The 26,511-nt window shown below is 46.5% G+C and carries 19 protein-coding genes and 1 pseudogene; 9 read left to right on the top strand and 11 right to left on the bottom strand.

All coding sequences use genetic code 11. From position 1 onward, the window contains the following. Positions 1–100 precede the first annotated feature (100 nt). From QUB61_RS10000 to QUB61_RS09975, 6 genes are all read left to right on the top strand, one after another. Positions 101–1,453 carry a hypothetical protein gene (locus QUB61_RS10000; RefSeq protein ID WP_333123242.1) on the top strand — a complete coding sequence of 451 codons (1,353 nt, stop codon included), beginning with the start codon at positions 101–103 and terminating at the stop codon, positions 1,451–1,453. A gap of 496 nt (positions 1,454–1,949) precedes the next feature. Beyond that, complete coding sequence (locus tag QUB61_RS09995; RefSeq protein ID WP_333123239.1) at positions 1,950–3,572, top strand: chloride channel protein; 1,623 nt, start codon at positions 1,950–1,952, stop codon at positions 3,570–3,572. A gap of 23 nt (positions 3,573–3,595) precedes the next feature. Further along, positions 3,596–4,519 (top strand): Rpn family recombination-promoting nuclease/putative transposase, encoded by a 924-nt coding sequence (locus tag QUB61_RS09990; RefSeq protein ID WP_333123237.1) that lies wholly within the window; start codon positions 3,596–3,598, stop codon positions 4,517–4,519. 58 nt (positions 4,520–4,577) lie between these two features. Further along, a complete protein-coding gene (locus tag QUB61_RS09985; RefSeq protein ID WP_333123233.1) occupies positions 4,578–5,153 on the top strand; it encodes an HAD family hydrolase in 576 nt (191 codons plus the stop codon). A gap of 287 nt (positions 5,154–5,440) precedes the next feature. Continuing rightward, complete coding sequence (locus QUB61_RS09980; protein ID WP_333123230.1) at positions 5,441–5,920, top strand: J domain-containing protein; 480 nt, start codon at positions 5,441–5,443, stop codon at positions 5,918–5,920. Positions 5,921–6,010: 90 nt separating this feature from the next. Further along, positions 6,011–6,283: a DUF3143 domain-containing protein gene (locus tag QUB61_RS09975; protein ID WP_332955961.1), complete on the top strand. Its 273-nt coding sequence runs from the start codon at positions 6,011–6,013 to the stop codon at positions 6,281–6,283. A gap of 720 nt (positions 6,284–7,003) precedes the next feature. On the opposite strand, the gene QUB61_RS09970 is transcribed toward QUB61_RS09975, so the two are convergent. The 3 genes from QUB61_RS09970 to lysA all read right to left on the bottom strand — a co-directional run bounded on the left by QUB61_RS09970 (position 7,004) and on the right by lysA (position 10,313). Beyond that, entirely contained in the window at positions 7,004–7,750 is a 747-nt protein-coding gene (locus QUB61_RS09970) for an isoprenyl transferase (protein ID WP_333123227.1), read from the bottom strand. 20 nt (positions 7,751–7,770) lie between these two features. Beyond that, positions 7,771–8,664: a diadenylate cyclase CdaA gene (gene cdaA / locus QUB61_RS09965; protein WP_333123225.1), complete on the bottom strand. Its 894-nt coding sequence runs from the start codon at positions 8,662–8,664 to the stop codon at positions 7,771–7,773. 215 nt (positions 8,665–8,879) lie between these two features. Beyond that, entirely contained in the window at positions 8,880–10,313 is a 1,434-nt protein-coding gene (lysA, locus tag QUB61_RS09960; protein WP_333123223.1) for a diaminopimelate decarboxylase, read from the bottom strand. Positions 10,314–10,484: 171 nt separating this feature from the next. Here lysA and rimI point away from each other — a divergent pair, with 171 nt between their 5' ends. The 3 genes from rimI (at position 10,485) to QUB61_RS09945 (ending at position 13,913) form a co-directional block, all read left to right on the top strand. Beyond that, positions 10,485–11,168, top strand: a complete 684-nt coding sequence (gene rimI / locus QUB61_RS09955; protein ID WP_333123220.1) for a ribosomal protein S18-alanine N-acetyltransferase — start codon at positions 10,485–10,487, stop codon at positions 11,166–11,168. 497 nt (positions 11,169–11,665) lie between these two features. Next, entirely contained in the window at positions 11,666–12,223 is a 558-nt protein-coding gene (locus QUB61_RS09950; protein WP_333123217.1) for a hypothetical protein, read from the top strand. Between the two features lie 85 nt (positions 12,224–12,308). Then, positions 12,309–13,913, top strand: coding sequence for a hypothetical protein (locus QUB61_RS09945; protein WP_333123213.1), 1,605 nt, complete (start codon positions 12,309–12,311; stop codon positions 13,911–13,913). A gap of 140 nt (positions 13,914–14,053) precedes the next feature. On the opposite strand, the gene QUB61_RS09940 is transcribed toward QUB61_RS09945, so the two are convergent. From QUB61_RS09940 to QUB61_RS09905, 8 genes and pseudogenes are all read right to left on the bottom strand, one after another. Continuing rightward, a complete protein-coding gene (locus QUB61_RS09940) occupies positions 14,054–15,502 on the bottom strand; it encodes a mechanosensitive ion channel family protein (RefSeq protein WP_333123210.1) in 1,449 nt (482 codons plus the stop codon). After that, on the bottom strand, positions 15,495–17,642 hold the full coding sequence (locus tag QUB61_RS09935; RefSeq protein WP_333123208.1) for an adenylate/guanylate cyclase domain-containing protein: 2,148 nt from the start codon (positions 17,640–17,642) through the stop codon (positions 15,495–15,497). The genes QUB61_RS09940 and QUB61_RS09935 overlap by 8 nt, the downstream gene beginning before the upstream one ends. Positions 17,643–18,076: 434 nt before the next feature. Beyond that, positions 18,077–19,138 carry a hypothetical protein gene (locus QUB61_RS09930; RefSeq protein ID WP_333123206.1) on the bottom strand — a complete coding sequence of 354 codons (1,062 nt, stop codon included), beginning with the start codon at positions 19,136–19,138 and terminating at the stop codon, positions 18,077–18,079. Positions 19,139–19,853: 715 nt separating this feature from the next. Further along, a complete protein-coding gene (locus tag QUB61_RS09925) occupies positions 19,854–20,849 on the bottom strand; it encodes a nucleoside hydrolase (protein WP_333123204.1) in 996 nt (331 codons plus the stop codon). Positions 20,850–21,174: 325 nt separating this feature from the next. Continuing rightward, complete coding sequence (locus tag QUB61_RS09920; protein ID WP_333123202.1) at positions 21,175–22,158, bottom strand: nucleoside hydrolase; 984 nt, start codon at positions 22,156–22,158, stop codon at positions 21,175–21,177. A gap of 80 nt (positions 22,159–22,238) precedes the next feature. Next, positions 22,239–23,720 carry a bifunctional UDP-sugar hydrolase/5'-nucleotidase gene (locus tag QUB61_RS09915; RefSeq protein WP_333123199.1) on the bottom strand — a complete coding sequence of 494 codons (1,482 nt, stop codon included), beginning with the start codon at positions 23,718–23,720 and terminating at the stop codon, positions 22,239–22,241. 40 nt (positions 23,721–23,760) lie between these two features. Then, positions 23,761–25,395: an urea transporter gene (locus QUB61_RS09910; protein WP_333123194.1), complete on the bottom strand. Its 1,635-nt coding sequence runs from the start codon at positions 25,393–25,395 to the stop codon at positions 23,761–23,763. A gap of 54 nt (positions 25,396–25,449) precedes the next feature. Next, a pseudogene (locus QUB61_RS09905) lies at positions 25,450–26,511 on the bottom strand (RNA-guided endonuclease InsQ/TnpB family protein); the annotation flags it as partial.

Raw genomic sequence — 26,511 nt, 5'->3', positions numbered from 1 at the left:
ATCAGGAGTCAAAAAAATGCATCTCAAAAACAGACAACTTACACTGGTAGCATTAACACTATTTTTATGCTTATCAACAGCAATTAATGGATGTAACTTTTTGATTGCAAAACCCTTTCAACTTCCCGCCTCAGCCAAACAAGAACCCTGGCCTATTCAAACAGGCCTCCGATTAGGCATCCTCCGATCCAAGATACCAACAGTCAACCGCGTAGTTCTAGTACCCGACGAAGCCACATTCTTAGCAGCAATCCAAAAATGGAATCTCAAAGGAAACTGGCCTATTCTCATCGAAGACGACAAATATACGCCCAGGTTTTTGCAGCGCTTTCAAGCCGAAGAAGTAGTCCGTTTGCCAAGCATCAAAGAGCAACTGCCAAAAGGTAAACAACTCCAAGAATTAATGCTGAACGCCGCAGCAACAGCCTGGAATGCCACCGATACTAAAACCTTAAAAGCAAAATGGACGGAACTCGGCTGGGAACCCCCAGGAGTAGTAATCACATCAGAAAACGACCCCGCACGCTCAGCAGCAGTTGCCTTAGCAGCCGCTCACGGCCAACCTTTAGTATTTCTAGAAGGCAACTTCGGAAAACCCAACCAGAGCCTCAATAAGACACAGTGGAAAACTCTGCAAATAGCAATTACAAAAGCCGTCGAATCTACCGGATTTTATTATTCTCAACTCGGAGACCCGATCGACACAATAACCATTGTACGCGAACTAGCAGTAAAATATCAATCCCCTCAAAAGAAAAACGAACAATTAGCTGTTACCGACGGTTTGGGACGGCACATCAACGGCGAACGCTGGGCGGCTGTCGGCTGGATTTACGGCTCGGAGGTGCGATCGATCTATCAAGCCATGTGTTCCATATTTCTAGACAGCCAAACAGCCATGCTTTATGACAGTTACACCAAGGAAGGAAATTGGGCAAAATATGAAATGGAGGAAGCAGCTGCCGAACTAAAAACCATAGGTTTGGATGTCGAAGTAGTGCAGCGACCAGAATCTAGCCTGGAAAAGTGGCGGAGTTTAGCCTCAAAACCGTGGACATTTGACTTAATATTAATGAATTCCAAAGGCTATTCAAAATCATTCCAAGTCGGCAACGGCGACGCTTCAGTTGAAGACATACCAAAAGTGGTATTTCCCACAGCAATCCACATGATTCACAGTTGGTCAGCCTCAGATCCAGATGACACAAACACCGTTAGCGGAAGGTGGTTAGCAAATGGTGCTTACGCCTATGTCGGCAGCGTCCACGAACCTTTGTTATCGGCATTTATTCCACCTAAATTAATGGTCGATCGCCTGAAGCGAGGAGCCCCCTTTTTAATAGCAGCACGGCAGCTACAATCCCCTCCCTGGAAAGTCGCCACCATCGGCGATCCGCTAATGTCGATCAACACACCTAGACAAAGGATTCCGCCCACTCAACAACCGCTATAGGATGATTTTGGATTTTATATCTAAGATTGGTGTTTTTAATAGACAAGATTGGAAGCATTCGCTCTCCAATCTTGAAATATATCTGCGTTCCGAAGCGTTGCTCTGCGGTTTCCCGATCGATCAAAAATTGAGGCAATAAATCTAATGCAAAATATCGAATCGCTAATTATTGAATCCGAAGGTTTAGTTTCACTAATTTCTCCCCAATCTACAGCTCATTGATTCGCTTATGCGATCGCCCTAAGCGCCAAAACTATAAATATAGTTAACTAGGACGATCGCCAGAGTGTATCTAAGTTTGAATGTAAGTGAGTATACAATCCCGCCAAATCCGTCGGTCCTCAGAATCAGTCATTCCACGCCAGCCGCCAGCCCAAAAAATCCGCCCTAAAATACCGCTTAATTAACTTGTCAATTCCCCTAAAATCACTCACAATTAAAATAAGAAATAAAATGTAATATTTATCTCACTTCTCACAGAAGAATTAACCGCTAAATGAGAGCCACCCCTCCTGTGGATCTGCAGCCGCCCGGCCCAACCGCAGCAACTCCCCAAGCCTCCCGCCTAAGCCCGCTGTTCACCCGCCTGCACCCAAGCCCAGAAACCCTCCTGCTCATCCTTTCCCTAGTCATTGGGGGAGTTACGGGTGCAGGCGTCGTCACCTTTCACTACCTGATCCACTTCATCCACAGCCTGATGCTGCAAGACTTCATGGGGGCGATCGCCTCCAAAGGCTCTTGGACGCTAGCCTGCATTCCCACCATCGGCGGAGTCATCATCGGGCTGATGCGCTGGCGGTTTCGGGACTTTGGCCCGAATATGTCTTCCTTAATTGCAGCCACCCGCGGGCTGCAAGAACTCTCCCCCCTCAAACCCATCACCAAAATGATGGCAGCATCAGTTTCCCTCGGCACCGGCGCCTCCCTGGGTCCGGAAGCCCCCAGCGTCGAAATCGGCGCTAATTTTGGAATGCTGCTGGCTCAAGTTTTGCAGCTCTCGCCAGAACGGCAGCGCTTGCTCCTGGGCGCCGGAGCTGCTGCAGGTTTATCTGCCGGGTTTAACTCTCCCATCGCCGGAGTGTTCTTTGCCTTAGAAGTCGTGCTCGGCAGCACCTTCGCCACTTCCTCAGTCAGCGTTGTCTTGCTCTCGGCCGTAGTTTCGGCGCTCATCGCTCAAATCTGCTTGGGAGCTCAGCCGGCCTTTTCTTTGCCGATCTACGATGTCCGCAGCCCCCTAGAACTGCCTCTGTACATGGGATTGGGACTTTTGGCGAGTGGAGTGTCTCTAGCCTACACAGAAGCAATTCAATTAGCCGAGGGCTGTTTTCAAGGAAAAGTCCGAGGATTTGCTTGGCTCGGACGACTGCCCCGGCCGCTTCACCCGATCGTCGGCGGGGCCGCAGTCGGCTTAGTCGCGCTGCAATTGCCTCAAATTTTGGGTGTCGGTTACGAAACAGTCCAAGCAATGCTCCAAGATGTTAAATTTTCTTTGCCTTTGCTGCTGCAGCTGCTGTTTGTCAAACTGGCGATGACAGCAATCAGCCTCGGCAGCGGTTTAGTGGGGGGCATCTTCGCTCCGGCGATGTTTTTGGGAGCTTCCCTGGGTTCGGCTTACGGCCTGTTTTTGGAAATGCTGCCGGCAATGAGCGATCGAGTCGCCGGTCCTGCCGCCTACGCAATGGTGGGAATGGCCGCCGTCCTCGCCGGCAGCGCCAGAGCACCGCTGACAGCCATCCTATTGATGTTTGAATTAACCCGCGATTACCGGATTGTCTTGCCTTTGATGGCAGCAGTGGGATTGAGCGTTTGGCTGGTGGAGTGTGTCAACCGCCGATCGACAGCCCACAGCCTCAACCTTCAGCAAATGGGCGTAGACGTGGCTGTCAATACACCGATCAAAGCCAGAGAACAGTTGCAAGATTGGGAAGATGTTCTGGGCGATCGCATCGTCACAGAACTGATTTCTTGCCCAATTCCCATTGATGACGAACACAGGGACGATGAGGCTGTGCTCGCGAGCGCTAACGCACATTTGCCGGAAAATGTCAAACCATTACCTGAAACAAAATCAGGAGTTTTACCCAGATCCAATCCCGTTGGTTCGTCACAAAACCAATAACCTCAAAGCTAAATCTGACAACTATGATATTTATCAACCCTAAAACCGATTACGCCTTCAAAAAAATATTCGGTTCCTCAGAAAGCAAAGACATTCTAATTAGCTTTCTCAACGCCTTAATTTATGAAGGCAATTCCACCATCGAAGACTTAGAAATTATCAACCCGAATCTGCCGCCCAAACTAGAAGGCTTAAAAGATACTTATCTGGATGTGAAAGCAAAACTCAGCGATGGCACTTTAGTAATTATTGAAATGCAAGTGCTCAACGTCCAGTCTTTTGGGAAACGAGTGTTGTACAATGCAGCGAAGACTTACGCTTTTCAATTGGAAGCAGCCCAAGGATATCGAATGCTGAAGCCAGTAATTGCTCTAACAATTACTGATTTTGAAATGTTGCCTAACAGCCCAGAATTTATTTCTCGATTTGTGTTCAAAGAAGTCAAGACTAATTTGACTTATCCCGAAAACGAGCTGGATTTAGTGTTTGTAGAGTTGCCCAAGTTTACCAAAGGACAGGAGGAACTTGAAACTTTAGCAGACAAATGGATTTATTTTATGAAAAATGCGAGAATTCTGACATCGATTCCAGAAACAATGGATAGCATACCAGAAATACATGAAGCTTTTAATATTGCGAATCAAGCCAGTTTGAGCCGAGAGGAAGTGGAAGATTTGGACAGAAGAGAACAGTTTATTTATGACCAACAGGGAGCAATTATTAAGGCTGTTCAGGACGGCATAGAACAAGGCATAGAACAAGGCATAGAACAAGGCATAGAACAAGGCATAGAACAAGGCATAGAACAAGGACGAGAAGAAGGAATGCGAGAAAAGGCGATCGCGATCGCCCGACAATTACTTTCACGGCTAGATGATGAAACTATTAGCCAAACTACAGGGCTTAGCGTTGAGGAGGTGCAAAATTTGCGCTCGGGCGATTCATAGTTTAAAGTAATTGGGTACAGGGAGTAAACCTAGACATAGTGATGAACTATTTTTGATTGTGGATTCTCTCAAAAAACTATTGATCCTCGATATTGATGAAACTTTAATTTATGCTACCCAAGCATCTCTACCTCGGCAAGCTGACTTTTTAGTGGAGCAATATCACATTTACAAACGACCGTTTCTTAATATGTTTTTGAAAAATTGCTTAGACTGGTTTGAGGTTGCAGTTTGGACATCTTCTACGCCGTCTTATGCGAGCGCAATTGTGTCAGCCATCTTTGAAAATCCTAAAACTTTATCGTTTGTGTGGGCAAGCGATCGCTGCACAGTTGCTTACGATATTGAATGGTTTGAATATTACAATCGCAAAAATCTAAAAAAGGTCAAGCGCAAAGGGTATCGTCTAGAGTCAATCATTGCAGTGGATGATACACCTCAAAAGTGGGAGCGCAGCTATGGCAATCTGGTGCGAGTAAACCCCTTTGAGGGAGAGGAGACGGATGATGAATTGAAGTATTTGCTGCTTTACTTGGATCAACTGAGATCTGAAGAAAATATCCGCAGTGTCGAGAAAAAGTTCTGGCGAAATCGGCTTACCCGATCCATCGGTGAGTCATATCAAATCCGTTGACATCGGAATTATTATCTCTCTCTTCTCTTTCTCTGTGTCCTCTGTGCCCTCTGTGGTTTAATCATTCCGGTATAACCGGAATTGATATCAGATATCTCAAACACTTCCTCAAGTCGCATAACAAATCGATGAAGCCGACGGCATGAATATCTTGGTGCTGAGTTTGATGTTACTTGCCGTCGCCTTACGCCCACCCTCAACCCCTCGACATCGCAGACAGTGGCGCTACCCTCAAATCTGCTCTAAAATAATCAAAAATTATAAACAACAAGCCCAGAGGCGCTGAGGTGACTCCTAACGAGGGAACGGCAAACAGCAAAAGTCAGAAAATACCCGGCAAAACCCCCTTGGGTTCTAGCTACTACGGCTTGTTAGGGCTGCATCCTTCCGCATCGCAGATCGAAATTCGGCGATCGTACCGGGAACTGAGCAAACTCTACCATCCCGATACCACCGACCTGCCGCCCGCAGTCGCCACCGCCAAATTTCAGCAGCTCAACAACGCCTACGCCACCCTCAGCAACCCAGAACGTCGCCTCGCCTACGACCTCAAAATAGGCTATTCTCGCCTGAACGTGATTCAGTCGCCGCCCGGTTTCAATACTCCGGTTTCGGGCTCGGGCAAAAAAACTTCCAACTCCGCTTACCTAGATCCCACGGATCGACCTCTTTCCCCCGGAGAAATGTTCGCCCTGTTTATCATGGGAGCTAGCTTAATCGGATGTTTGGTACTGGCGATCGCGATCGGCTTAATTCGCGGCAATTAAAGCCTCAAATCCCAAATCCCCCATCTAAAATCCCAAATCCTCAATCCTCCATCCCCAATCTAAAATCTAAAATCTAAAATCTAAAATCCCATGACTCTTCCTTCCGCTGACACTCCTTTGTACAACCATCCCCTCCCGTCCATCGAGCAGTGGCTCATCAGCCGTGGCTGCCAGCAAGACCGGCGAGAACTCCACTGCTGGCAGATCGATCGACCTACCTGGAAAGCAGAACTATCCCTCGATATCGACCAACTCACCATCCGTTACATCCATGCTGGAGCCGACGGCGAAGATATTCAGCGAGCCTTCAAATACTCCCTCTCGCGTCAGGACATTGAAGCTGCCGTTTTCTCCGGCCCCTAATTTGATTTGAGATTTAAGATTGGAGATTTGAGATTTAAGATTTGAGATTTGTGCTCCAATCTAAAATCTCCAATCGTTATGTTGAGCAGGAGTTGACATCCTCACCGGCATAAAGGCGCGGTGATTCCCAAACCTCACGATTTAGGTTTCTGTTTCATAGCAACTGCCTCTACCCACAAGTAGTTTTATGGTCTTATGTTCGCTCCACAGACGCTCCCCCGCGCTTACCGACGGTTTTTATGTATCTTCATTCCACAGAAGAATTTCTTTGTCGTTTTGATTCAAGGGATGCATATTTCATTGCCCCATCCTCTTTTCCCGGTCTACCGATTTTTCTTCCCCGTTGCGAAACATCGCAAACTTGGGTGTTGGGGTTTATTTCTCCATCGACGGACAGTGGGTCATTGACCACTGAAATTATACTGCGACACCGTGTAAAGCCGTCCTAGAAGGACGGGGTTTCTACCCAATTTTTTAGATGAGTCAAATTAGTATGAGATTTTAGATTGGGAATCCAGGTGAAAATCAGGAGCATCCAGCCTGCAAACATTTACATGGGAGTTCGAGCGGGATCCTCGCTGTATTGCGCTGTGCGGGACGCTCGCAGGTCGTAAAAACGTTTTTTACTTTCATGGAGATGCTCCCTCAGAATCGACACCTACTTGGAAATTGAAAAATCAACCAAAAAATCTCAAATCTCAAATCCCAAATCCCAAATCCTTACACTTTGCCAAATCGGCGGCTGCGCTGCTGATAATCAGACAAAGCACGGTGAAACTCCGATCGATCGAAATCCGGCCACAGCGTCTCAGTAATGTAAATTTCCGAATAAGCCATTTGCCATAGCAGAAAATTGCTCAACCGCATTTCCCCGCTCGTCCGGATCAGCAAATCCGGGTCACAAATATCAGCAGTATACAAATAGCGTTTAAATAAAACCTCATCAATCTCCTCCGGCTGCAACTTGCCCTCTTGCACCTGAGTGGCGATCGCCCGACAAGCTTGTACAATCTCCTGACGCCCCCCGTAATTCGTCGCCACCGTAAACAAAATCCCCTGATTGTGCTGAGTTGCCGTCACAGAACGCTCGATTTCCGCCTGCAAAGACTTCGGCAAAGCCTGCAAATTACCCATAAATTGAATTTGCACGTCCTCGTCCACCATCTCCCGCAATTCTTGCCGCAGCTTACCCTCAAACAAACTCATTAAAAAATCCACCTCCCCGGCCGGCCGCCCCCAATTCTCCGTCGAAAAAGCATAGGCCGTTAAAGCTGGAATCCCCCAATCTTTGCAGCAGCGCAGCAGTTCCTTCAGAGTGCTAGCTCCTCGGCGGTGTCCCGCAATCCGCGGCAACCCCCTCTTCTTAGCCCAGCGCCCGTTACCATCCATAATCACTGCTATGTGCTTAGGCAGTAGTTCTTGTTGCAGATCCTCCGGCAACTTTTCCAAGCAAATTCCTTGACTCATGGTTTCTCCCGATTACCCGACTAACGGCGCAGTATCCGTTTTAACAGCGTCACTCCCTTCAATCCTATCTGGCGTCCGAGATTGCCGATCGGAATTGGAGCCACAGCTCTTTCTCCGTCCGACGGAAACAGCTTTGCTTCCAGCAATTCCTTAAGTTTGCTGCTAGTCAAAGGTCGATTTAAAGTTCCCATCTGCGCCAGAGAAATAGAACCCGTTTCCTCCGACACCACCACGCACACGCAAGCTTGCACCCGTTCCGTAATCCCCATCGCCGCCCGGTGGCGGGTTCCCAACTGCCGCGACGCGCTGCGATCGGACAAAGGCAAAATTACCCCCGCCGACACGATCCGCGAAGCTCGAATCAAAACAGCTCCGTCGTGCAGCAAAGTTTGTGGCTGAAATATCGTCTGCAACAATTCCTTAGAGACTTCAGCATTTAGCTTCACCCCCGGCACCGAAAAATCTCGATCGTCGATCGGAGAATCTGTTTCTACAATTAGTAAAGCGCCCGTGCGGTTTTGCGAAAGTTCTTTTACTGCGTCCACAATTTCATCTATTACGCTGTCGGGTTCCGGAGTTGGTCGGCGATCGCGTCCAAACAATTGCCGAAATTCCCCCCGACCCAATTGTTCCAGAAATCGGCGAAACTCCGACTGCAATATTACCGCCATTGCCACAGCAGAACCCGTCACCAAGCTGTTGAGGGCAACGTGCAACAACCTCAATCCAGCCCAGTTGCTCACCGCCGCCGCCAGCATCAAAATGATAAATCCCCGTACCATCCACAGCGTTCTGCGCTCTCCAACAATGACGAGCACCAAATACGCAAGGGCAAAAACCAGTCCAATATCGATCCCTTGAATCAATAAGGACTGAACGAGGCCAAAGTCATACCCAGATTGTTGATTGTTCATGGTTCATCGAACGCTACCGCCTGTGAACCGCGAACCGTGATGCACTCGAACCCATGAACCATGAACAGTTGTTATAAGGAATATGCTGAAAATCCCCGTGTTTTTAGACCGGGGAGTGTCAATCCAATCGCGTGACTGAACAAGGCAAAAGTTAAAAGTGAAAAAGCAATCATCACGAAGTAAACATGGATTGTCTTTCTTTTAACTTTTAACTTTTAACTTTTAACTTTTAACTTTTGAGATCCGAGTCGTTCAGGAAGGCGGTCAAGCCTCAGCAAATCCTGGTAAGTTTCCCGCTGTATAATCGTGTTAACTTCCCCATTTCTCACTAAAACCGCTGCCGGTCGAGGTACTCGGTTGTAGTTAGAAGCCATGCTGTAATTGTATGCCCCTGTGGCCGTAACCGCGAGGACATCTCCGGCCTGACACTCTGGCAATTTGGCATCTTTAATCAGAATATCGCCTGACTCGCAGTGTTTCCCAGCAATTGTCACTGTTTCCGTTAAGGGTGCAGACATTTTACCGACTGCGATCGCTCGATAAACTGATTGATAGGTAATAGGACGCGGATTGTCCGACATACCTCCATCCACAGCTAAATAAGTCCGCATTCCGGGAATGACTTTTTGAGAGCCAACCGTATAAGCAGTGACGCAGGCTGTACCGACGAGCGATCGACCCGGTTCGCAAAGCAATTTCGGTAATGGCAATTGCTGCCGCTCGCAAGCTGCTACCACTGCGGAGCAAATTGTACGAGCCCAATCTTCTATGCTGGGAGGATCGTCCGCTTCAGTATAGCGAATGCCCAACCCCCCGCCAATATTAATTTCTGTCGCTGGCAATCCATAACTAAGTGCTTTTGTCAAGGCCTCAACTATGACATCGGCTAAATCGTCATGGGGTTGCAGTTCAAAAATCTGAGAGCCGATGTGAGCGTGCACTCCCACGCAAAATAAGGACGGCTGTTGGCTGATGAAAGTAAATACTCGATCGAGCGAGTTCGGATCGAAGCCAAATTTACTGTCGATTTGACCCGTCTGAATGTACTCGTGAGTGTGACACTCAATTCCTGGAGTAAACCGCACCATAATTCGTGTCGGCCCACCTGTGAGGCTGCTGACACCCAATTTTCCCAACTCTGCTAGAGTCTCTAAATCCCGCCAATTGTCGGCTACGGTAATGCAGCCGCTTTCGACAGCTAGCTGGAGTTCCTCGCGGGACTTGTTGTTACCGTGGAAGTAGATTTTGTCGGGATCCACACCGGCTTGCAGTGCAGTGTGGATTTCGCCTGCAGATACGACATCTATTCCTAAACCTTCCTCCGCGGCGATCGCGCAAACTGCCAAACAACTCCATGCTTTAGAAGCATAGAGCACTTGAGAAGATCCCGGATAGTAACGCCCGAAAGCATCCCGGTACTGGGCGCAAGCCGCCCGCAGCGTTTCTTCGTCTAAAATGTACAACGGCGAGCCAAATTGCTCCACCAAGGCTGTCACCTCGCAGCCTCCGATTTCCAACCGATCGCTGCTGTTGACACTGGCTGTCAGCGGTAACAGTTCTTGATTGGGCGATCGATTTTGCAGGACCGGCTTCGACTCAGACAGATACTTCAGCCCCGATTCGACCCCGAAAGATTGAGTTGATACCATCGCGCAATAACTATCCTAGGTTATTAGTCAGCAGTCAGCAGTCGGCAGTCATTAATCAGCAGTCATTGGTCGTTGGCAGTAGACTAATGTCTGGAGACTTGTGAGTCATGACTCAAAACTAGCCACAAACAGCTAATCGCTACTGTGTTTTCCAGTGTACAATTTACAGCCGTGCGTTTTCTACAAATTAAACATCTCGCCGCAGAACACCTCAACAGTGCAGTCGAACTCGATCGGCTTTGTTTTGGCGGACTTTGGACTTTAGAAGGCTATAGGCGCGAGTTAGGCAGCCCTAACACCGATTTACTGGGTTTGTGGGCATCGGAAACCGGGGATTCCCCATCAGAAAGATTCGACAGCGAACTCGAGTCGATCGAGCCCAACAGCATTCTCAACTCAAAACCGCTCAGTGTTGAGACATCCTCGCGGGCCACTCCCAACTCAAAACTTACCCCAACCCCGATCGGTTTGGGTTGCCTGTGGGCAATTTTAGAAGAAGCTCATATTACAATTTTGGCAATTCATCCTCGCTTTCAAGGTCAGGGTTTAGGACAAGCTCTGCTTTGGGCTTTACTAACAAAGGCTCACTCTAGACAATTAGAACGCGCAACTTTAGAAGTGCGGGACTCTAATTTAGCCGCCGTGTCTCTGTACAATAAATTTGGTTTTAAAGAGGCAGGACGGCGGAAACGATACTACAAAGACACCGGAGAAGATGCTCTGATCATGTGGCGCAGCGGCATAGAAAAACCCGAATTTAAGCAATATTTGGCTGTTGAGAAAGTCCAAGTTTGCGATCGGCTGCATGGGAAAAACTGGCATTGGGCGATCGATAGTTTTGAGTTTTTAATGTAATTTATTGCGAATTTAATAAGACTTAGCATGATAGTCCAGAAACCGGGTTTTTTACCAAAAGACGCGTTACAGCCCGCAGATTCCGTAAAAAACCCGGTTTCGAGCAGTCATATCATGTCCGGTCGAGGGACCGCGATTTTTGTAGGGGCTCCCCTCACCAACAATACCTGCCAACAATCTCCCATCTCAAAAACCCGCCCCGACCGGGATATTATGGTTAATCGTGAGGACATGATATCAAAGTGCGATCGCGAACAGTTTAATAAAAAAACATCATACCCAAATCCCCAACTTATTTAAGAAGTTGGGGGATTTAATATAATTACTGATATATTCAAAAAATCTAGTTATTTAGAAGCAAAAACTCTAGTAAAATTACAGTACATAATACAGCTAGGAAGCTTTAATCTTTATTGCAAGATATTGTTTTCGTTAATTGCTACGGACGTGAAAAAACTCACGGTTGTGGGTGAAGCCTTTCAAAGCAGGAATATCTAATGAACATCAAATATGGACTGACCGCTATCCTGGGAACATATTTAATATCCACATTAGCAGGAGAGCCAGTTATGGCAGCCACAATACGAGGCACAATCAAAGTCAACGTCGTCAACGTCACAGAGCCCAACTTCGCTGGTGTCTACACCGGAGACTTTTCCTACGACGATACACATCTGACCAAAGTCGGCACGGAATCGATGACTGTCAATGGTGGAAATGGAGCTCGACCCGGACTGCTATCTCTGAACTTGAGATTTTTGGACTTTGCGGAGGGCTTAACTCCAGTCACGTATACAGCCAGTGATGATTTCAACTTCCCAGATAATCCTGTTTTAGCTTTTGAGAACGGACTTCCAATTCAATTTGGCTTTCAAGTGGATCCGGGAAATAATGGCGGAGTTTGGGGCGGAAATAACGGATTTATGTTTGTAGATCCTGGTATATTTAAGTTCGTCTTGCGAAATGGAACTATTGGAGGTGAGGGGCTAGTGACCTTAGAAATTAACGAATCTCCTCCTCCTCCCGTACCCGAGAACGCCTCCCCATTGACCTGATTGTTGGCCTTTTTGGGCTTGGGTTCAGCTCACTTGTGGCCCAGAATTAATCATCTTTAACAACCTAACTTGAGAGGAATAGACAATGGCAGTAATAAATACTCCCTTTTTGGTAACAGGTGGCGAAACTAAAAGACCGCCTAGCAATGCTTTTAGTCCAAGTCAGCGTCAAATAAATATCCGTGCGCCCTTCTCGGTTCCCTCTGCGGATCAATGGACCAATCAAAAAGTATGGTTGCTGATTCCTGGTTTCACAGCACCCAGCGATGCTTTTGATGCAACTATGGCGACAGCCATCTATGATGCTAACCCAAACGATACAGTTTTAGCCCTTGACTGGACGCAAGTGAGCGGCACCCCAACAAATAATGTAGCAGCAGGGATCGCTATAGGAGACCTTTACAGGTCTGGTTCGTGGATTACTCCAGTGGCAACAGCAGTCCGAAACAAACTTGTGGAGTGGGGAATGCCAGCCACAGCACTCAATATTGTTGGTCATAGTCTTGGTGCTCACCTTGCCAGCGAACTTGCCGCCAGTTTCAATACTACCTATGGGAGTCAAGTTGGTTCGGTTACAGCCCTTGACCCAGCATCAAATGGTTCTAAAATTGTCAGTCCCTACGATATTATTAATGGCTTCGATACAAACCTATCAAATGGATACCTAAACAATCTAGGAATTGCAGACCCAATCGAACGCTTAGACTTTGGTGCTACGACTTCAAGAAGAAGTTTTAATGGCATCAGTAGTGTAGCAGGCAATGAAGCTCAAGCTGGAACTGCCAGGGAATCTTTCCTGTTTGACTTCGGCACCAATCCGCTTAATCCCTTCGACCAAGCTGCTGAACACGGCCGTGTCGTGACCGCCTACACAAATTTGGTTAAAACTGATGCAGCCGACAATTCTCGTTTAGCCACAAATATTCTGGGTCTGACTGACACGCAGCCCGATCATCAATTTCGACCAAACTTCTATAGAGGGGATTTACTTAAATCTCTTCAAGTGCATGAAGGAGTGATTCCCGTTGATGCTCAAGATAATCCTTTGTTTCTGGTTGCTGCTAAGCTTAATGGCGGAACCAACGATCGCTTCATCTATGGGACTAACAGCAACGACGTATTAACAGGAACTGGCATTTTTGCGAAATATTACAACAACAACGGCAACCATACTTATTATTTTGGGGATGGGGACGATATTGTCTCTGCCGGCACAGGGAATGACACCATTAATGGCGGGGCTGGAGATGACAACATTAATGCCGGAAATGGCGACAATACCATTCGCGGTGACGAGGGTAATGATGTTCTCACTGGTGGAAACGGCATTAATATCTTGTTTGGTGGTTTGGGGAACGACACTCTCGGAGGTGGTGCGGGTCAGAACATATTAACAGGTTCAGAAAGCAACGGGTTGTCTGGTGTTGAGGTAGATACTTTAATTGGCAACAGCGGTAACTCGGTTAACGCATTTTATATTGGTGATAACACCACAAATTGGTACTCAGTCGGTGGTGGAAATGATTACGCCAAAATAGTTAACTTTGCAGAAACTGACATAATTGTAGGTGGCGTCAATATTGAGGCGCAAAACGGCATAACTGAAACCTTTCTCTGGTCGGGAAGTGAATTGATTGCAAAGATTGACGGTCTCTGGGCTTCGCAACTACTGTTCCCTGTAAGGATTTAGAATTGACATCTCCCCGGTCTGGCAGAGGCGGCTGTGATTCGTTATAGTTTGCCCTGTCATAGACCGTGCTTTTTCACCAGTCCCAAGAATTGTAAAATTGCCACAAGCCGAAAAGAAAAGTAGTCCCGATGCCTAGCCGCCTAATCTGCCTGCCCGGCCATACTTATGGCTTTACTTCGCGCTTCTATAATTTGACCTATTTCGCGCCCCAAGCTTGGTTGACGTTCAATCATCGTATTTACAGCATCTGAGTAGATGACAAGAACCTGCAAATCGTCAACGGCGGTGATTGATACCGGGCTCGGTTCCCCACTAAACAGTGCCATCTCGCCAAAAAACTCACCGCGCAAAATAGTCATTACCTCCAACTCCATGCCCGATTTGTTCGTGAGTGTGACCTTAGCCTGACCCGCAATGATAATGTACAAAGCATTACCAGGCTCGCCCTGCCGGATGACTTTCTCTCCCGCACCAAACTTCTGTAAAATAGTTCCCTTAGTTAAGTCATCCAAATTTTTGGGTTCTCTAGCTAAAGGCATAAATCCGGGAATTGAGTGCAGGCTTTGAGCTAACTTACTTGAAGCGCTATCTGCCTTATCAGCAGCTTCCACAGCATACTCGTATCGGTAGCGATAGAGCGTCAGGTTGTTTCGCTGCGCTGCGTACCAGACTCGCGTCATAAATCGATCGAGTATCTGCTCCATATCCTCAAAGTTTTCGATAAAAAACTCCACCTCATAGATAATTGCAGTCTCATCATAGGATGTGGTTTTGCTCTCTGGTTCGGGTTCGGCTAATATTCCCTGTGTAGCCAAAGCTGTACTTAGTAGTACCTGCTTCACGAGGTTAGGGGGGCTATCGTAGGAAAAGCCAATATTGATGCGTTGGTTGTAAATGCGTTCTGGTTGGCTGTAATTATGAATTATTTCTTTTCCAACAAATTGATGGGGAACGATAATCACCTGCCGCTGGAGAGTTAGCAGGCGAACCGAGCGCCAATTGATATCAATTACCTGCCCTTCGATATCTCCAATACGCAACCAATCACCCACACTGAAGGGGCGCTCTAGAAGCAGCGCAATGCCCGACATGATGCTGCCCAACGTGTCCTGAAGCGCCAAACCGATCACGATCGAGCTAACGCCCAATCCGGTAGCAAGACCAGCCAAATCTGCACCCCACACCACCGCCAGTACGATCGCGCTTCCCACAAGCACCAAAAACAACCTAGAAAGGTCGATCAGCAGTTTGGGCATCCGTGCCCGCCATGTATTTGCCTCAGCTTCTTCAAACAAAATCACATTAAACAGCGAGAGAGAAGCGTAGATAACAGATATCCAAAACAGCGTTGCGACGAGCTTTGCAAAATTCCCGTCAACGTCAAGCCTCACGACATTCCGGATTAAAACCATCAGCATTAAGACGGGCAGGACGAGGTTTTTGACAACCTGCAGCGTAGCCGCCAGCGGTCTACCGCGCCTTTCTAGATGATAAATAACCTCTCCTAGTAAAACGACCAGGAGTGGGAACCCCAATCCGACAATTACCGCCCAGGTTTGCCAGTCGTTTGAAAAGCTTAAATTACTCATAAACTTCTTCCTCTCGAACACTTACCGTCAGCTTAGAACTTTTGACTTGCCAAGCCACTAATTTTTCTTTTCCAGGTTCTTGAATTTCACCAACCAGCTCAAAATCGTAGAGATCGTGGAGGCGCGAGCAGAGGTCTTGAGAAACTAAGATTGTTCCTGGCGGACAAGCCGACTTCAATCTATTGGCAATATTTACACTATCGCCCCAAACGTCGTATAGCAATTTATTTTTACCAATCACGCCTGCAACCACATCTCCTGAATTGATGCCGATCCGCAGGTCTAGATGTAAGTCTTTTTCATAACTAAATCGGCGGACAAACGACAGCATTTCCAAAGCAAAATCTAGCGTGCGTTTGTCATGATCCAGACGCGGCATACCAAGCCCGCATACAGCCATGTAACCGTCACCAATAGTTTTAATCTTCTCTAGACCGTATTTATCTGTCATTTCATCAAAGCCTGTTACCAGTTCATTCAGCAAGCGAACAACCTCTTGAGGGGACATTGATTGAGTCAGCTTGGTGAATTGGTGGAGGTCGGAAAACAATATCGAGACATTAGAAATCTGCTCGGCAATTTCTCGATCGCCCTGTTTGAGGCGTTTGGCGATTGCGGGACTAAATATACTTAAGACTAATGCTTCATTTTCGCGATTTTGGCGCTCGATTAGTTGAGTTTCGGTACGAAGGCTGCCTATCGTTTGGTTAAATGACTTAGCTAAGTCTCCAAATTCATCTTGCGAACCCGATTTCACAACCGCGTCAAATTCCCCAGCTCCCACCTTACGAGCGCTTTTGATTAAAGTATTGATGGGTTTGACAAAAATTGAGGTCAGCCAGATCGCAACAAGCGTGATTAGCGCGATGATTATAGTAGCTCCAATCACAACTTTTTTTTCATACGAGTGAATTGAGGCATAGGCTTCAGAAACATCAATCTCCGCCAAGATCACCCACCTCAATCCATCAATCTCTAGTGGAGCATAAGAACTCAAAACTGGAATATTACGATAATCGTCGATCGCCTGCGTGTCCTGTTTTCCAAACAACGCTTCCTTCACGGCTGTTGTTTGCACTTCCTGTAGGAGGATGGTAGTATTAAACTCTTTGATTTTCTTGAGTGTCTTTTCATCAGTACCGATCGAGCGTAGAGTTTTTGCAAGACCTTCTGGGTCTTCAATCTGGAAACGAGACGCAGACCGCATTAAATAATCCGACCCCACCAGATAAGTTTCTCCTGAATCGCCCAGACCATTTTGTTTCCAATTTTTGTTGCCAGTCATTACATTGTTAATTTTGTCAACGGGAAGCTGGAACGCCAAAATACCAATGAATTGGGAGCCGTTAAAGATTGGGGCAGCGATAAAAGCCGCAGGCGCACCGTAGGAAGGGGTGTACGGTTTAAAATCTACTATTTTTACATAGCCCGTTCCTTTAGCCTGTCGTGCTGCGGCGATCGCGGATGCTAGGTTACTCTCGTTGTAGGGGCCGTTGGTGAAGTTTGTGGTAAAGTCAGCTTCTTTAAAAACCGTGTAGACAACAGTTCCTTCGGGATCGATCAAAAACATATCGTAGTAACCGTATTTTTCAACTATATTGCGAAAAATAGGGTGGTAGCGGGCGTGAATGCGGCTGTAAGCGCTGGCGTCGCCTGGATTGTCAAGGAGAAGTTTTTTGCCAGCGGGGTTGGGGTTAGCAGCGATGTAGTGGTACTGCAAGTAACGGGCAGCAGTTGTTTTTGGCGTGTAGGATGCCAGAACGGGCGAGCCCTCGTTAGTTCGCGTTAGTTTGGTTAGAAATTCTGTCCGGTAGTAGGTATCAATTTTTGCGTCAAAATCCGCTGGTACTGTTGATTGTTCAAGTTGGCGGTAGGCTGTCTTGAACTCCTGCATGGCACCGACGACTGTCAGGTCTTCGCTTAAGGTTTGGCTGTGGTGGTAAAGGCTTTGAAAATAATCTTGGATTTGATAAGTTTTGGCCGCCCGAAGACTGGTTAATTGGTTGAAGACTTTTTCGGTCAGAGTAGCTTTCCCACTACTAGAGCATATATAGGTGCTGGCGAGCATAGCGCAAAGGCTGACTACCAGCAACATAACTATGAGTTTTGTCTTGATACTTAATTGATTCAGTAATTGCATAGGATGTTTTTTGATATTCTTTGCCTTGTTTTTTTCATGTCTAAGAATTAGAATAAAAAGCTAATCTCTGATTATTGTTGGCGATCGCCTTGTAACGGCTCGCATTTCATTCAGGACAAGCTTTTATACTGATAGATTCCTCACCAGTCAGTTATAAAAGCACATCAAACACCTCTTACCTTCTTCCTCGTTCTGCTAGGCTCGATGCTCCATTTGGGAAAACCCCAGATGCTCTCATACGAGATGCGGCTTCTCAACTTCGCCTTCAGGACAAGCTTTTATACTTACAGATTCCTCACCAGTCAGTTATAAAAGCACATCAAACACCTCTTATCTTCTTCCTCGTTCTGCTAAGCTCAATGCTCCACTTGGGAAAACCCCAGATGCTCTCATACGAGATGCTGCCTCTCAAATTAACCTTTGCCTTGCTCAGGTCACGACAGCAACATAAGTAGCACCACTCCTCCAACAAAAACTAATATTTGAATTGCTAAAAGCGTGCGATCTAGTCGAACAACTCGCGCAGAGTTTTCTGGTGTCTCATCCTTAATCCAGTCAGCGGTTACGATCGCTTCCAAAATCGAAATAGTAATCAGTAGGTACGCCAGGGCATATATCTTATCTAACAAAACTAGATAGCCAATATTCGGTAGTGTTGAAGAGTAGGACTGCTGTAAAAATACAGTAGTTAGCAGTGCAGTCACGGATAGGGCAATGCGGGAATCAACGTATTGTGGCTTGAGCAGCAATGTTCCCCAACTGGCAGCGACAACAATCACCAGAGGTAACAGCAGTTTCCAAACGAAGAAACTAACGGGTCGAGAGACAGTCAGTGAATATTGTAGAATCGAATACTGAGTTATATCTCCCAATCTTGGATCGCCAAAATTAGTCGTGTACTCATGAACTAGACTCGACATATCAGCCGCTTGAATTTCCCAGCCCGGAATTGATATCTTACTTGAGTAACCCGACTGCTTGTTGTCTGCTACGTAAACCATTTGGTCAACAGTAGAAACTGAATCTTCTAGCGAAATCGTTAGATTCTGCTGATCTAGCGGATACTTTGCCAAAGCAAACGGTTGGACAAAGCGACCTTCAACTCTCACAGCTTGAAAGAAGCGACCGTCTGGTAGTTTTTCGGGCTTTTTATATGAGGGGACTGAAGTCGTGTCTGAGTCGCTAACTCCGTTGAAATACTCCAGGTTGGCAGTTGGGTCTAGGTTACCCTTCCACTTAAACCAAACATAGAAGTCCAGGGAGCAAGTATTGCTGGAGATATCAAGATCGTAGAGGTTCATTACAAAGATTCCTGTCTCAACCTGTTGTGATTGAGCAGGAATATCAGACAGTGGTTTGAATGTATCAGACTTTGTTTGAGACTGAGCCGAAACTCTGACCCCACTACCGAACTGAACCAAGAGAGCGAGCAGGGCAACGAAAAGTACAGATATCAGCAGCTTGCGAGTCGTGCTGTTTCTAACAAAGATATGCATTTAACTAGGGAATCGCGTTTTGACGTTCACGAAGGCGGTGGCTGTCAGGTCTTCTCTGACAGTCTGGCTATGGTTGTTAATTGTTTCAAAATAATCTTGGATTTGATAAGTCTTGGCCGCCCGAAGGTTGGTTAATTGGTTGAAGACTTTTTCGGTCAGAAGAGATTTACCTACTAGACCATATAAAGGTAGTTGAAAGCATAGCACAAAAGCTGATATCAAATCCGTTAGCATCGGAATAGTAAATTCGAGTTGACGGTTGACTGTTCACTGTTGACTGTTCACTGTTCACGGCGTCAACAGTCAACAGTCAACAGTCAACCGTCAACATCATTCCGGTGTAACCGGAAATGATATGACTACCAGCAACATGACTGTGAGTTTTGTCTTGATACTTAATTGATTCAGTAATTGCATAGGATTTTTCATGATATTATTTACTTTATTTCTATCATGAGACATCATTGAGGACTTTTTATAAAGGCTTGGCGTGTCCCCATTCAAAAATACTATCTGAGGCAAATAGGTCTTTTTATGCCAATTGATTAACTCAGAACTTACACAGCTCCAAGCATATCATTGGAAGGTAAGCTCGTGAAACTTTTTAAACCGCTCTGTGGTCGTCCTTATTTTTTACCTTTGTCAAACTAACAGGTTTAATTTTGCCGATTCGGTTCAGATACCCGACTTCTCTTTGAAGTTGGGTATCTCGCCTTCACGAAAGCTCGGCGGTTGTGAATAGCTGCTTCAAATCTTCAACGAAACTGGTGAAAAATTTGCTCTCATCAACCTGCAACGCTACCCAGGCATTTGCTCCTGTTTTCGGTGCAGGACGACTATCAATCAATGTCTGTCCCAGTGTCAACTCTCCCTTTGTTTCAACTCGAACTTTTGCCCTTTTCAACATCAAAGTTTCTGGATAAAACAGGTATCCCAAGGTTGCTGCATCATGGACAAGAAGACCTGGAATTCCTGCTGTTTCTCGATAACCCAAGGCTGTGCCAATCATGAACTCACAAAGAGCTATCAAGAATTGGGAAAGTTTACTCTCTGGATTCGCCTGAGTGACTGCCTGAGTCATATCTCGTGTGAAAATTAAGTGTCTGGTCACGTCCAACGGCATCACGACAATATCCTCTCGGCTGTCAAATACTGTCTGAGCAGCTTCAGCATTAAACCAAATATTGAATTCGGCATGGGGAGTCACATTACCGGAACAGAAAAAAGCACCTCCCATGATGACAATTTCCTTGGCTTTTTTGAGGATGCCAGGACTTTTCGTTTCCGCCGCAGCGAGGTTTGTCAGCGGACCGATCGCTACAATGGTAATCTCCCCTGGATTTGCGTTTAGCTCATCGATGATGATTTCGTCGGAGTAGCGAGCATCCTCAAAATTATGCGTGGCTGGGGGTAAAGTATGAGACAGATTCCCCATCCCATCCGCCCCATGAATATGTCCGGCATCTTCCACAACTTGTTTGATGGGGACACCGCGACCCACTTTAATCTCTGGGAACCCTGCTAAATTTAAAATCTGCGACGCATTAGAAAACGTGCGTTTAGCAGCGACATTGCCATCTGCGGAAGTAACGGCGACAAGTTCAGCTAGTCCTGATTTGACCAAGCTCAGAAGCCAAAGAAAAGCATAGATATCGTCTCCGCCCGGATCCGTGTCGAGAATGATTCTGGGATGAGTGAGTGGAGTTGTCATAGGATAAGGTTGATCGAGCAACGGATGATTGTATAAAAGTCCGATCGGGCATTAGACCTCTTGCAAAAATCCTTTTGCTCAATTGATGGGACGGGCTCTTCGGCCCATCCCACAAGAGTTATTTTTTCTTGTGGGATGGGCATCTTGCCCGTCCTAATTATTTTTGCAAGAGGTCTATTGTACAACCTGTGTCACTCGATTTTAGATTTTAGATTTTAGATTTACCCCACAGATAAATCTGGGAGCTTGAACTTTGGTCTAAAATTTTTATCTTTCCACGACTTAAGTACGTGGCACGATATCCGTTTTTGGGCTGGGTCACTCGTCAGACAAGTCGATCGAATAGCTGCATAAACCGTTCAGTATCCACATCTAAGCAAGCCTGTACATTGGGGGGGTTCGTTTCCTCATCTCTGCGATCGCGGCGATCGGCTAGTGACATTCCCGTCGTGAATCTTCCTTGGGTTTCAACCATCATATGTAGCGATTCTGTCCTTACCAAACTGGGATCTATTGCAACCGCCATCGCCAAGGGATCGTGTAAATAACACCCATAAAAGCCTTCGTTGTCACGGTAGAAAGCCATATAAATTCCCGTGCAATCCGCAATAAATTGGCTAAGTTTTGAAGGACGGCGCTGTAAATTATCTTCAACAACTTGGCGGGGTAAAGGCGCTTTCATCGCCACATCTAGACCAACCAAGGTAAGGGGAATTCCTGACTCCATCACAACTTGAGCGGCATCGGGATCGACAAAAAAGTTAAATTCAGCCGCTGCTGAAATATTTCCCGGTACTGTAACCGCCCCACCCATAATGACAATCCGCCCGATTTTTTTCATGGTTGCGCCATCTTTCTGAATCGCTGTGGCTAGATTTGTGAGTGGTCCTAAAGCAATAATCGTCAGATTATCGTACTCTTTAGCTGCCGAAAGAAGCAGATCGATAGCATTCTCTGTAGATGGCTTAGTAGTAAGTTTGGGATAGCGAGCTGTACCATCCGCTTCCTTAAATTGCTCCAACTCACCCAAACCATCTGCCCCATGAATTCCTGCGGCATTGAAGGGAGGTTTCAGCAGTGGTTTTTCACAGCCTTTGGCAACAATGGGCGAAGTATCTGGCTCCACAATACTGATGACGCGCAACACATTATTCGCCGCCTGCTCGACGTTAATATTGCCAGCGACAACGGTGACGGCTTTCAGGTCTAATTGAGGTGAATTCAAGGCCATAATCAGAGCCAAGGCATCATCAACACCACCGTCTGTATCTACTATTACTGGAAAGGACTGATTTGAAAGAGCGATCATGCTATTACTGCTCCATTAAACTTATTAGAAGTAAATTGTGACCGTACAGGTAGAACCCGTAAAGCAAGAACTTCAAACCTTTACTTGTAGACAAATCTTCCTTCGATATGGCTATCAAGATTTTGATGATGACTAAAGTATTCTTCAATGACATCCTGGCAAGATGTTGTGACTACCTTGGGGTCAGCTAATTGTGTTAATTCTTCATGGGTTAGGCCTAGAGTATGTTCTGAATTTTGGAAACGATAGCCATCCATACAGATGGTATAGTGTCCATCATCTTGTACAGGTTGTCCATTAATACTTAAAGATTCCAGCTTTTCTTCCGCGTCTCTATAAACTGCCCGAACACCTTTACTGACCTGAAGATACTCACTTTCACCAGGTATTCGGTTTTCCAATCTCATAATGTGCGCGAATATTTTTCTAAGCTGTAGGCCTGTTACCCTATATTTATGCATAGGATCTTCGTAAGGGAATATTTGTTTAAGATCGCTCAATGTTACTGCCGGTCCTAATTCTTTTCCCCGGATTGAACCACTGGCAACAAAAACTACATCTAAGCTATCTAATTGGGCAAAAATATCAGCGAATAAGTTCCCCAATTCTGTTTCTTCTTCACGCCTAGGATGGGTCAGTTGACGTGCTAATCGTCCAATCAGTCGATTGTACTTACGATCTACGCCTTCTTTGAAGGTAGCGATCAGCTTTTCGATTTCGGGATCTGGCCCGGCGAGATTATTATCTACAGGTAAGAGCTGCCACTTCCATTCAATAATGCTATTAGTATCGTCATCCACTACAATATCGAAACGCCCAATTTGATCTGTGCCTACTCCGGCTTGGGCAATTAGAATGTTGTTAACTTCGGCAGGTTGCTCTAAAAATGTATGGGAGTGTCCGCCAATTATCAGATCCACACCCCATTCTGGGTCTAGCAATGCTGCGAGTTTTTTATCCTCTTCAAAACCGATATGAGTCAGGAGAATTGTTAGGTCAATGTCGTCATTTTTGTAGGCGTTGCAAATTTTACCAACTTCTGAAGCGGCATCTTCAAGACTTACGAATGTACCAATGTTTTTGTCACGTTTTAATGTTTTAAGAGATTCTTCAGTTATAATTCCAATGAACATAATATCGAAGCCATCCACATTGAGGATGATATAGGGGTTCATCAAGCGTTTGTTGTACTTTTTGATATACAAGTTGGCATTCACGATCGGAAAATTTGCCATTTTTTCCAGGAAAAGTAAGTTAGGCAACCCATAATCTAATTCGTGGTTTCCCAGCGTCACTACGTCGGGAGCCAGGTAATTCATAATTTCTATGGTGGAAAAGCCTTTATATTCCGAATCAATCGTAGAGCCTTGAAGCATATCACCAGAAATAACAAAAAGCACGTTTTTCTCCTCCTGGCGAACTTTATTGATATAGCCTGAAAGTAACGCCATTCCACCAATCACATGACCTTCTGCGAGTCCCGTAGCTTCTGCCAAAAAGTCTCCATGCATATCATTGGAATGTAAGATAGTGAAACTTTTAAACCGTTCTGTGAGCGTCATAGTCTTTTACCTCTGAATAGAATTGTTTAGCAATGTTGGTTTAAGTCAGGAGCAGCACTTCAATAAAGCGATTCCAGGTTAATGACTGGCCTCCTGTTTGCTCTTGTAAGAATGTGATTTCATCCTCAGATAGAGGTGGCTCTCTCAAACTGCGTAGTGCGGTATTCATCTCCTGCATACTGATGGTATCATCTGCATCGACATCAATCGGTAGGAAATAGGTGACAAATTCTGTGTATCTCGACATCAGCCGTTGATGGCGCAACATTAATTCGCCAAATTCCTCAAAGTCGATCGCACCACTGCCATCTCTATCCATGCAGTTGAACAGATAGGTAAGTTCACCCTCAGAGAGGACTTTTCCTGCCTGATGCAAGTGAGTGGCAAGCTCCTGGGTTGAGAGAAACCCACTGCGATCGCGATCGATTGCATCGAAGATGTAGCGCAAATCGCCTTTAATCGCAGGAGTTGCCTGCTCAAACAAGATATGGTGTTGCTGCCCCTGAAGTGCGGCTCTGAGTTGTTGCCGGAAGCTACCAATAGTTTCCTTGGCTGCACGGAACCGCTGTCGATGTTCTTCTGGACTCGCCACTGTATGCAGCACGACGGGTACGAGTGAAGGCAGCGATCGCTGCAAAATCAGACAGAACCCAATCGTCACAAGGGAAAAAGGCACGGACAGAAGGGGTAGCTTCAGCAGCGAGAACAGGGGTGCTAAGAGAATGCTGGCGATCGATGCCAAGAAAGCACAGATCAGACCGATCGAAATGCTGAGACGGTTTGGCGTGTAAAACACTCCCCCAATTGCCGTCGCGGTGAGAGCTGCATTGTAGCCCCACAAACCCGTATAAAGTTCATCCGGCTTGGCTCCCAGCAGCAAACCCGCTAGCAGGTACATGGCGCAACCCAGCAATCCCACGACTGCCCCAATCGGGGTACAGATGGCAATGCCTAGGACGACTAGCAAAACTGAAACAAGCTTGTCTGAGAAAAAGATCTGCCCCAGACCCATCGGCAGCGATTGGATCAAGCGAAATCCGTCAATCGCACCAGCGGGAAAAGGGGGCGGCGGCGGTCCCAGATCGAAGAAGGGTTGGGGTACAAATGCCAGCAGGAGTAGAAAGGTCAGCATCAGCACATTAAATGGGAGGCCCAGTGGAGCCACTCTGAACCGGGTGGCAAACCACGTCCCTACCGTCTCCATCATCACGGCTGTGAGAGCCGAGAGGATAATGACGGCGATCGCCCAGACAGGATTCCAGGCTCCATTACCAAACCCCCCAAAGAACGCCATCGCCGCACCAACAAGCATTCCATTGATCCCGAAGATCCCATTCTGGATGGCTCCTGGATTGGCTTTGAGGACGATCGCCGTTAACGTTGCGCTGGCCGTCCCCACTAAGCTCATGCCCCCCAGCCAGGGAGACTGAATGAACATAGCAGCGAGGATTAGCAATCCACTTAAGGGGTTGTTGACGAAAATGACTTGACCAATCCCACGTAAAGTGGCGTTGATGAAATCCAGCAGGGGTTGATTTGCGAGGCGCTGATTGAGGGTTTGCATCGTACCCAGTCCCGATAGAAGTCCCTTCGGCTTCTGGAAGGAGGGTTCCGGTGCCAAAATCCGCGAAATAAGTTCGTGTAAGGGTAATGGCTCGTCGGTTGTGGTGGCCATAGAATGAGCGTTGCTTATTGGTTTGTCGGTTTTGAGCAATTGACACTCCCCTGGCTAAAGCCAAGGGGATTCTTGTTTCGCAGAATCGACTTGCTGATGCAGAATTACTTCAACATCAGTAGCGGTCAATTCTCCACAAGCGTTCGGATCTAAGACCCAAGTTCCGGTGTGCCCCACCGTACTCAATCCGCGACTCAGGATATTTTTAGCTGCATTCCAATCCCTATCAAGTACGCATCCACACCGACAGGTATGGGTTCGCGTTGATAGATTTTTCTTAACAATTGTCCCGCAGCTAGAGCATTCTTGGCTTGTTCCGCTGGCTGGCACGGCAATCGTAATCCTTCCGAATACTTTGCCGAAATACTCCAGCCCGACTCGGAACATATACCAAGATGCGTCGTTAATCGATTTAGCTAAACAGTGATTCTTCACCATATTTTTAATCCTCAAATCGACCTAGGCTACACAGTCGTTTGACTGGATGACGCATCTTGCCAATTTCACGGCAAAATCTTTACGCTGTCTACTTATTTTGAGGTGGCGCTTTCCTAAAATCACTCTAGCTTTTTTTCTGTTCTGCGAACCCTTGACTCGTTTGGAAACTCGTCTTTGGGCTTTCTTTAACCTGCGCTCTCCCTTGCCCAGAAATCGCGGATTTTCGACGGCAACGCCATTAGAGTCTGTATAGAACTCTTTTAGCCCCACGTCTAATCCAATGGCCTTGCCAGTGACTTCAATTTTTTCAGTTCTGTCAACTTGAACGCAAAACTGGACGAAATACCCGTCTGCTCGCTTTACTAAGCGTACTCGCTTAATTTGAGCAAGCTGATAGAAATGTAAGTTGCGCGTCCCTTTTAATTTGAGTTTTCCGACTCCTTTCTTGTCGGTAAAAGTGATAGTTTTTCGGTCTGGTGCCATCCGCCATCCGCTTGTTTTATATTCGACTGATCGGTTGTCTTTCTGAAACTGCGGAAACCCCTTTTTCCCCGGAGTCTTCTTTTTACAGTTGTCGTAAAATCGGGCGATCGCCGACCACGCTCTTTCTGCGCTCGATTGTCGAGCCATGCTGTTGAGTTCATCGCAAAACGGAAATTCTTTGGCTAAAACAGCGCT

The organism is Microcoleus sp. C2D2, from assembly GCF_036702495.1.
Taxonomy (GTDB): Bacteria; Cyanobacteriota; Cyanobacteriia; order Cyanobacteriales; family Microcoleaceae; genus Microcoleus.
The sequence above is the reverse complement of the archived record's forward strand: the minus strand, read 5'-3'. Positions and strand labels throughout refer to the sequence as shown.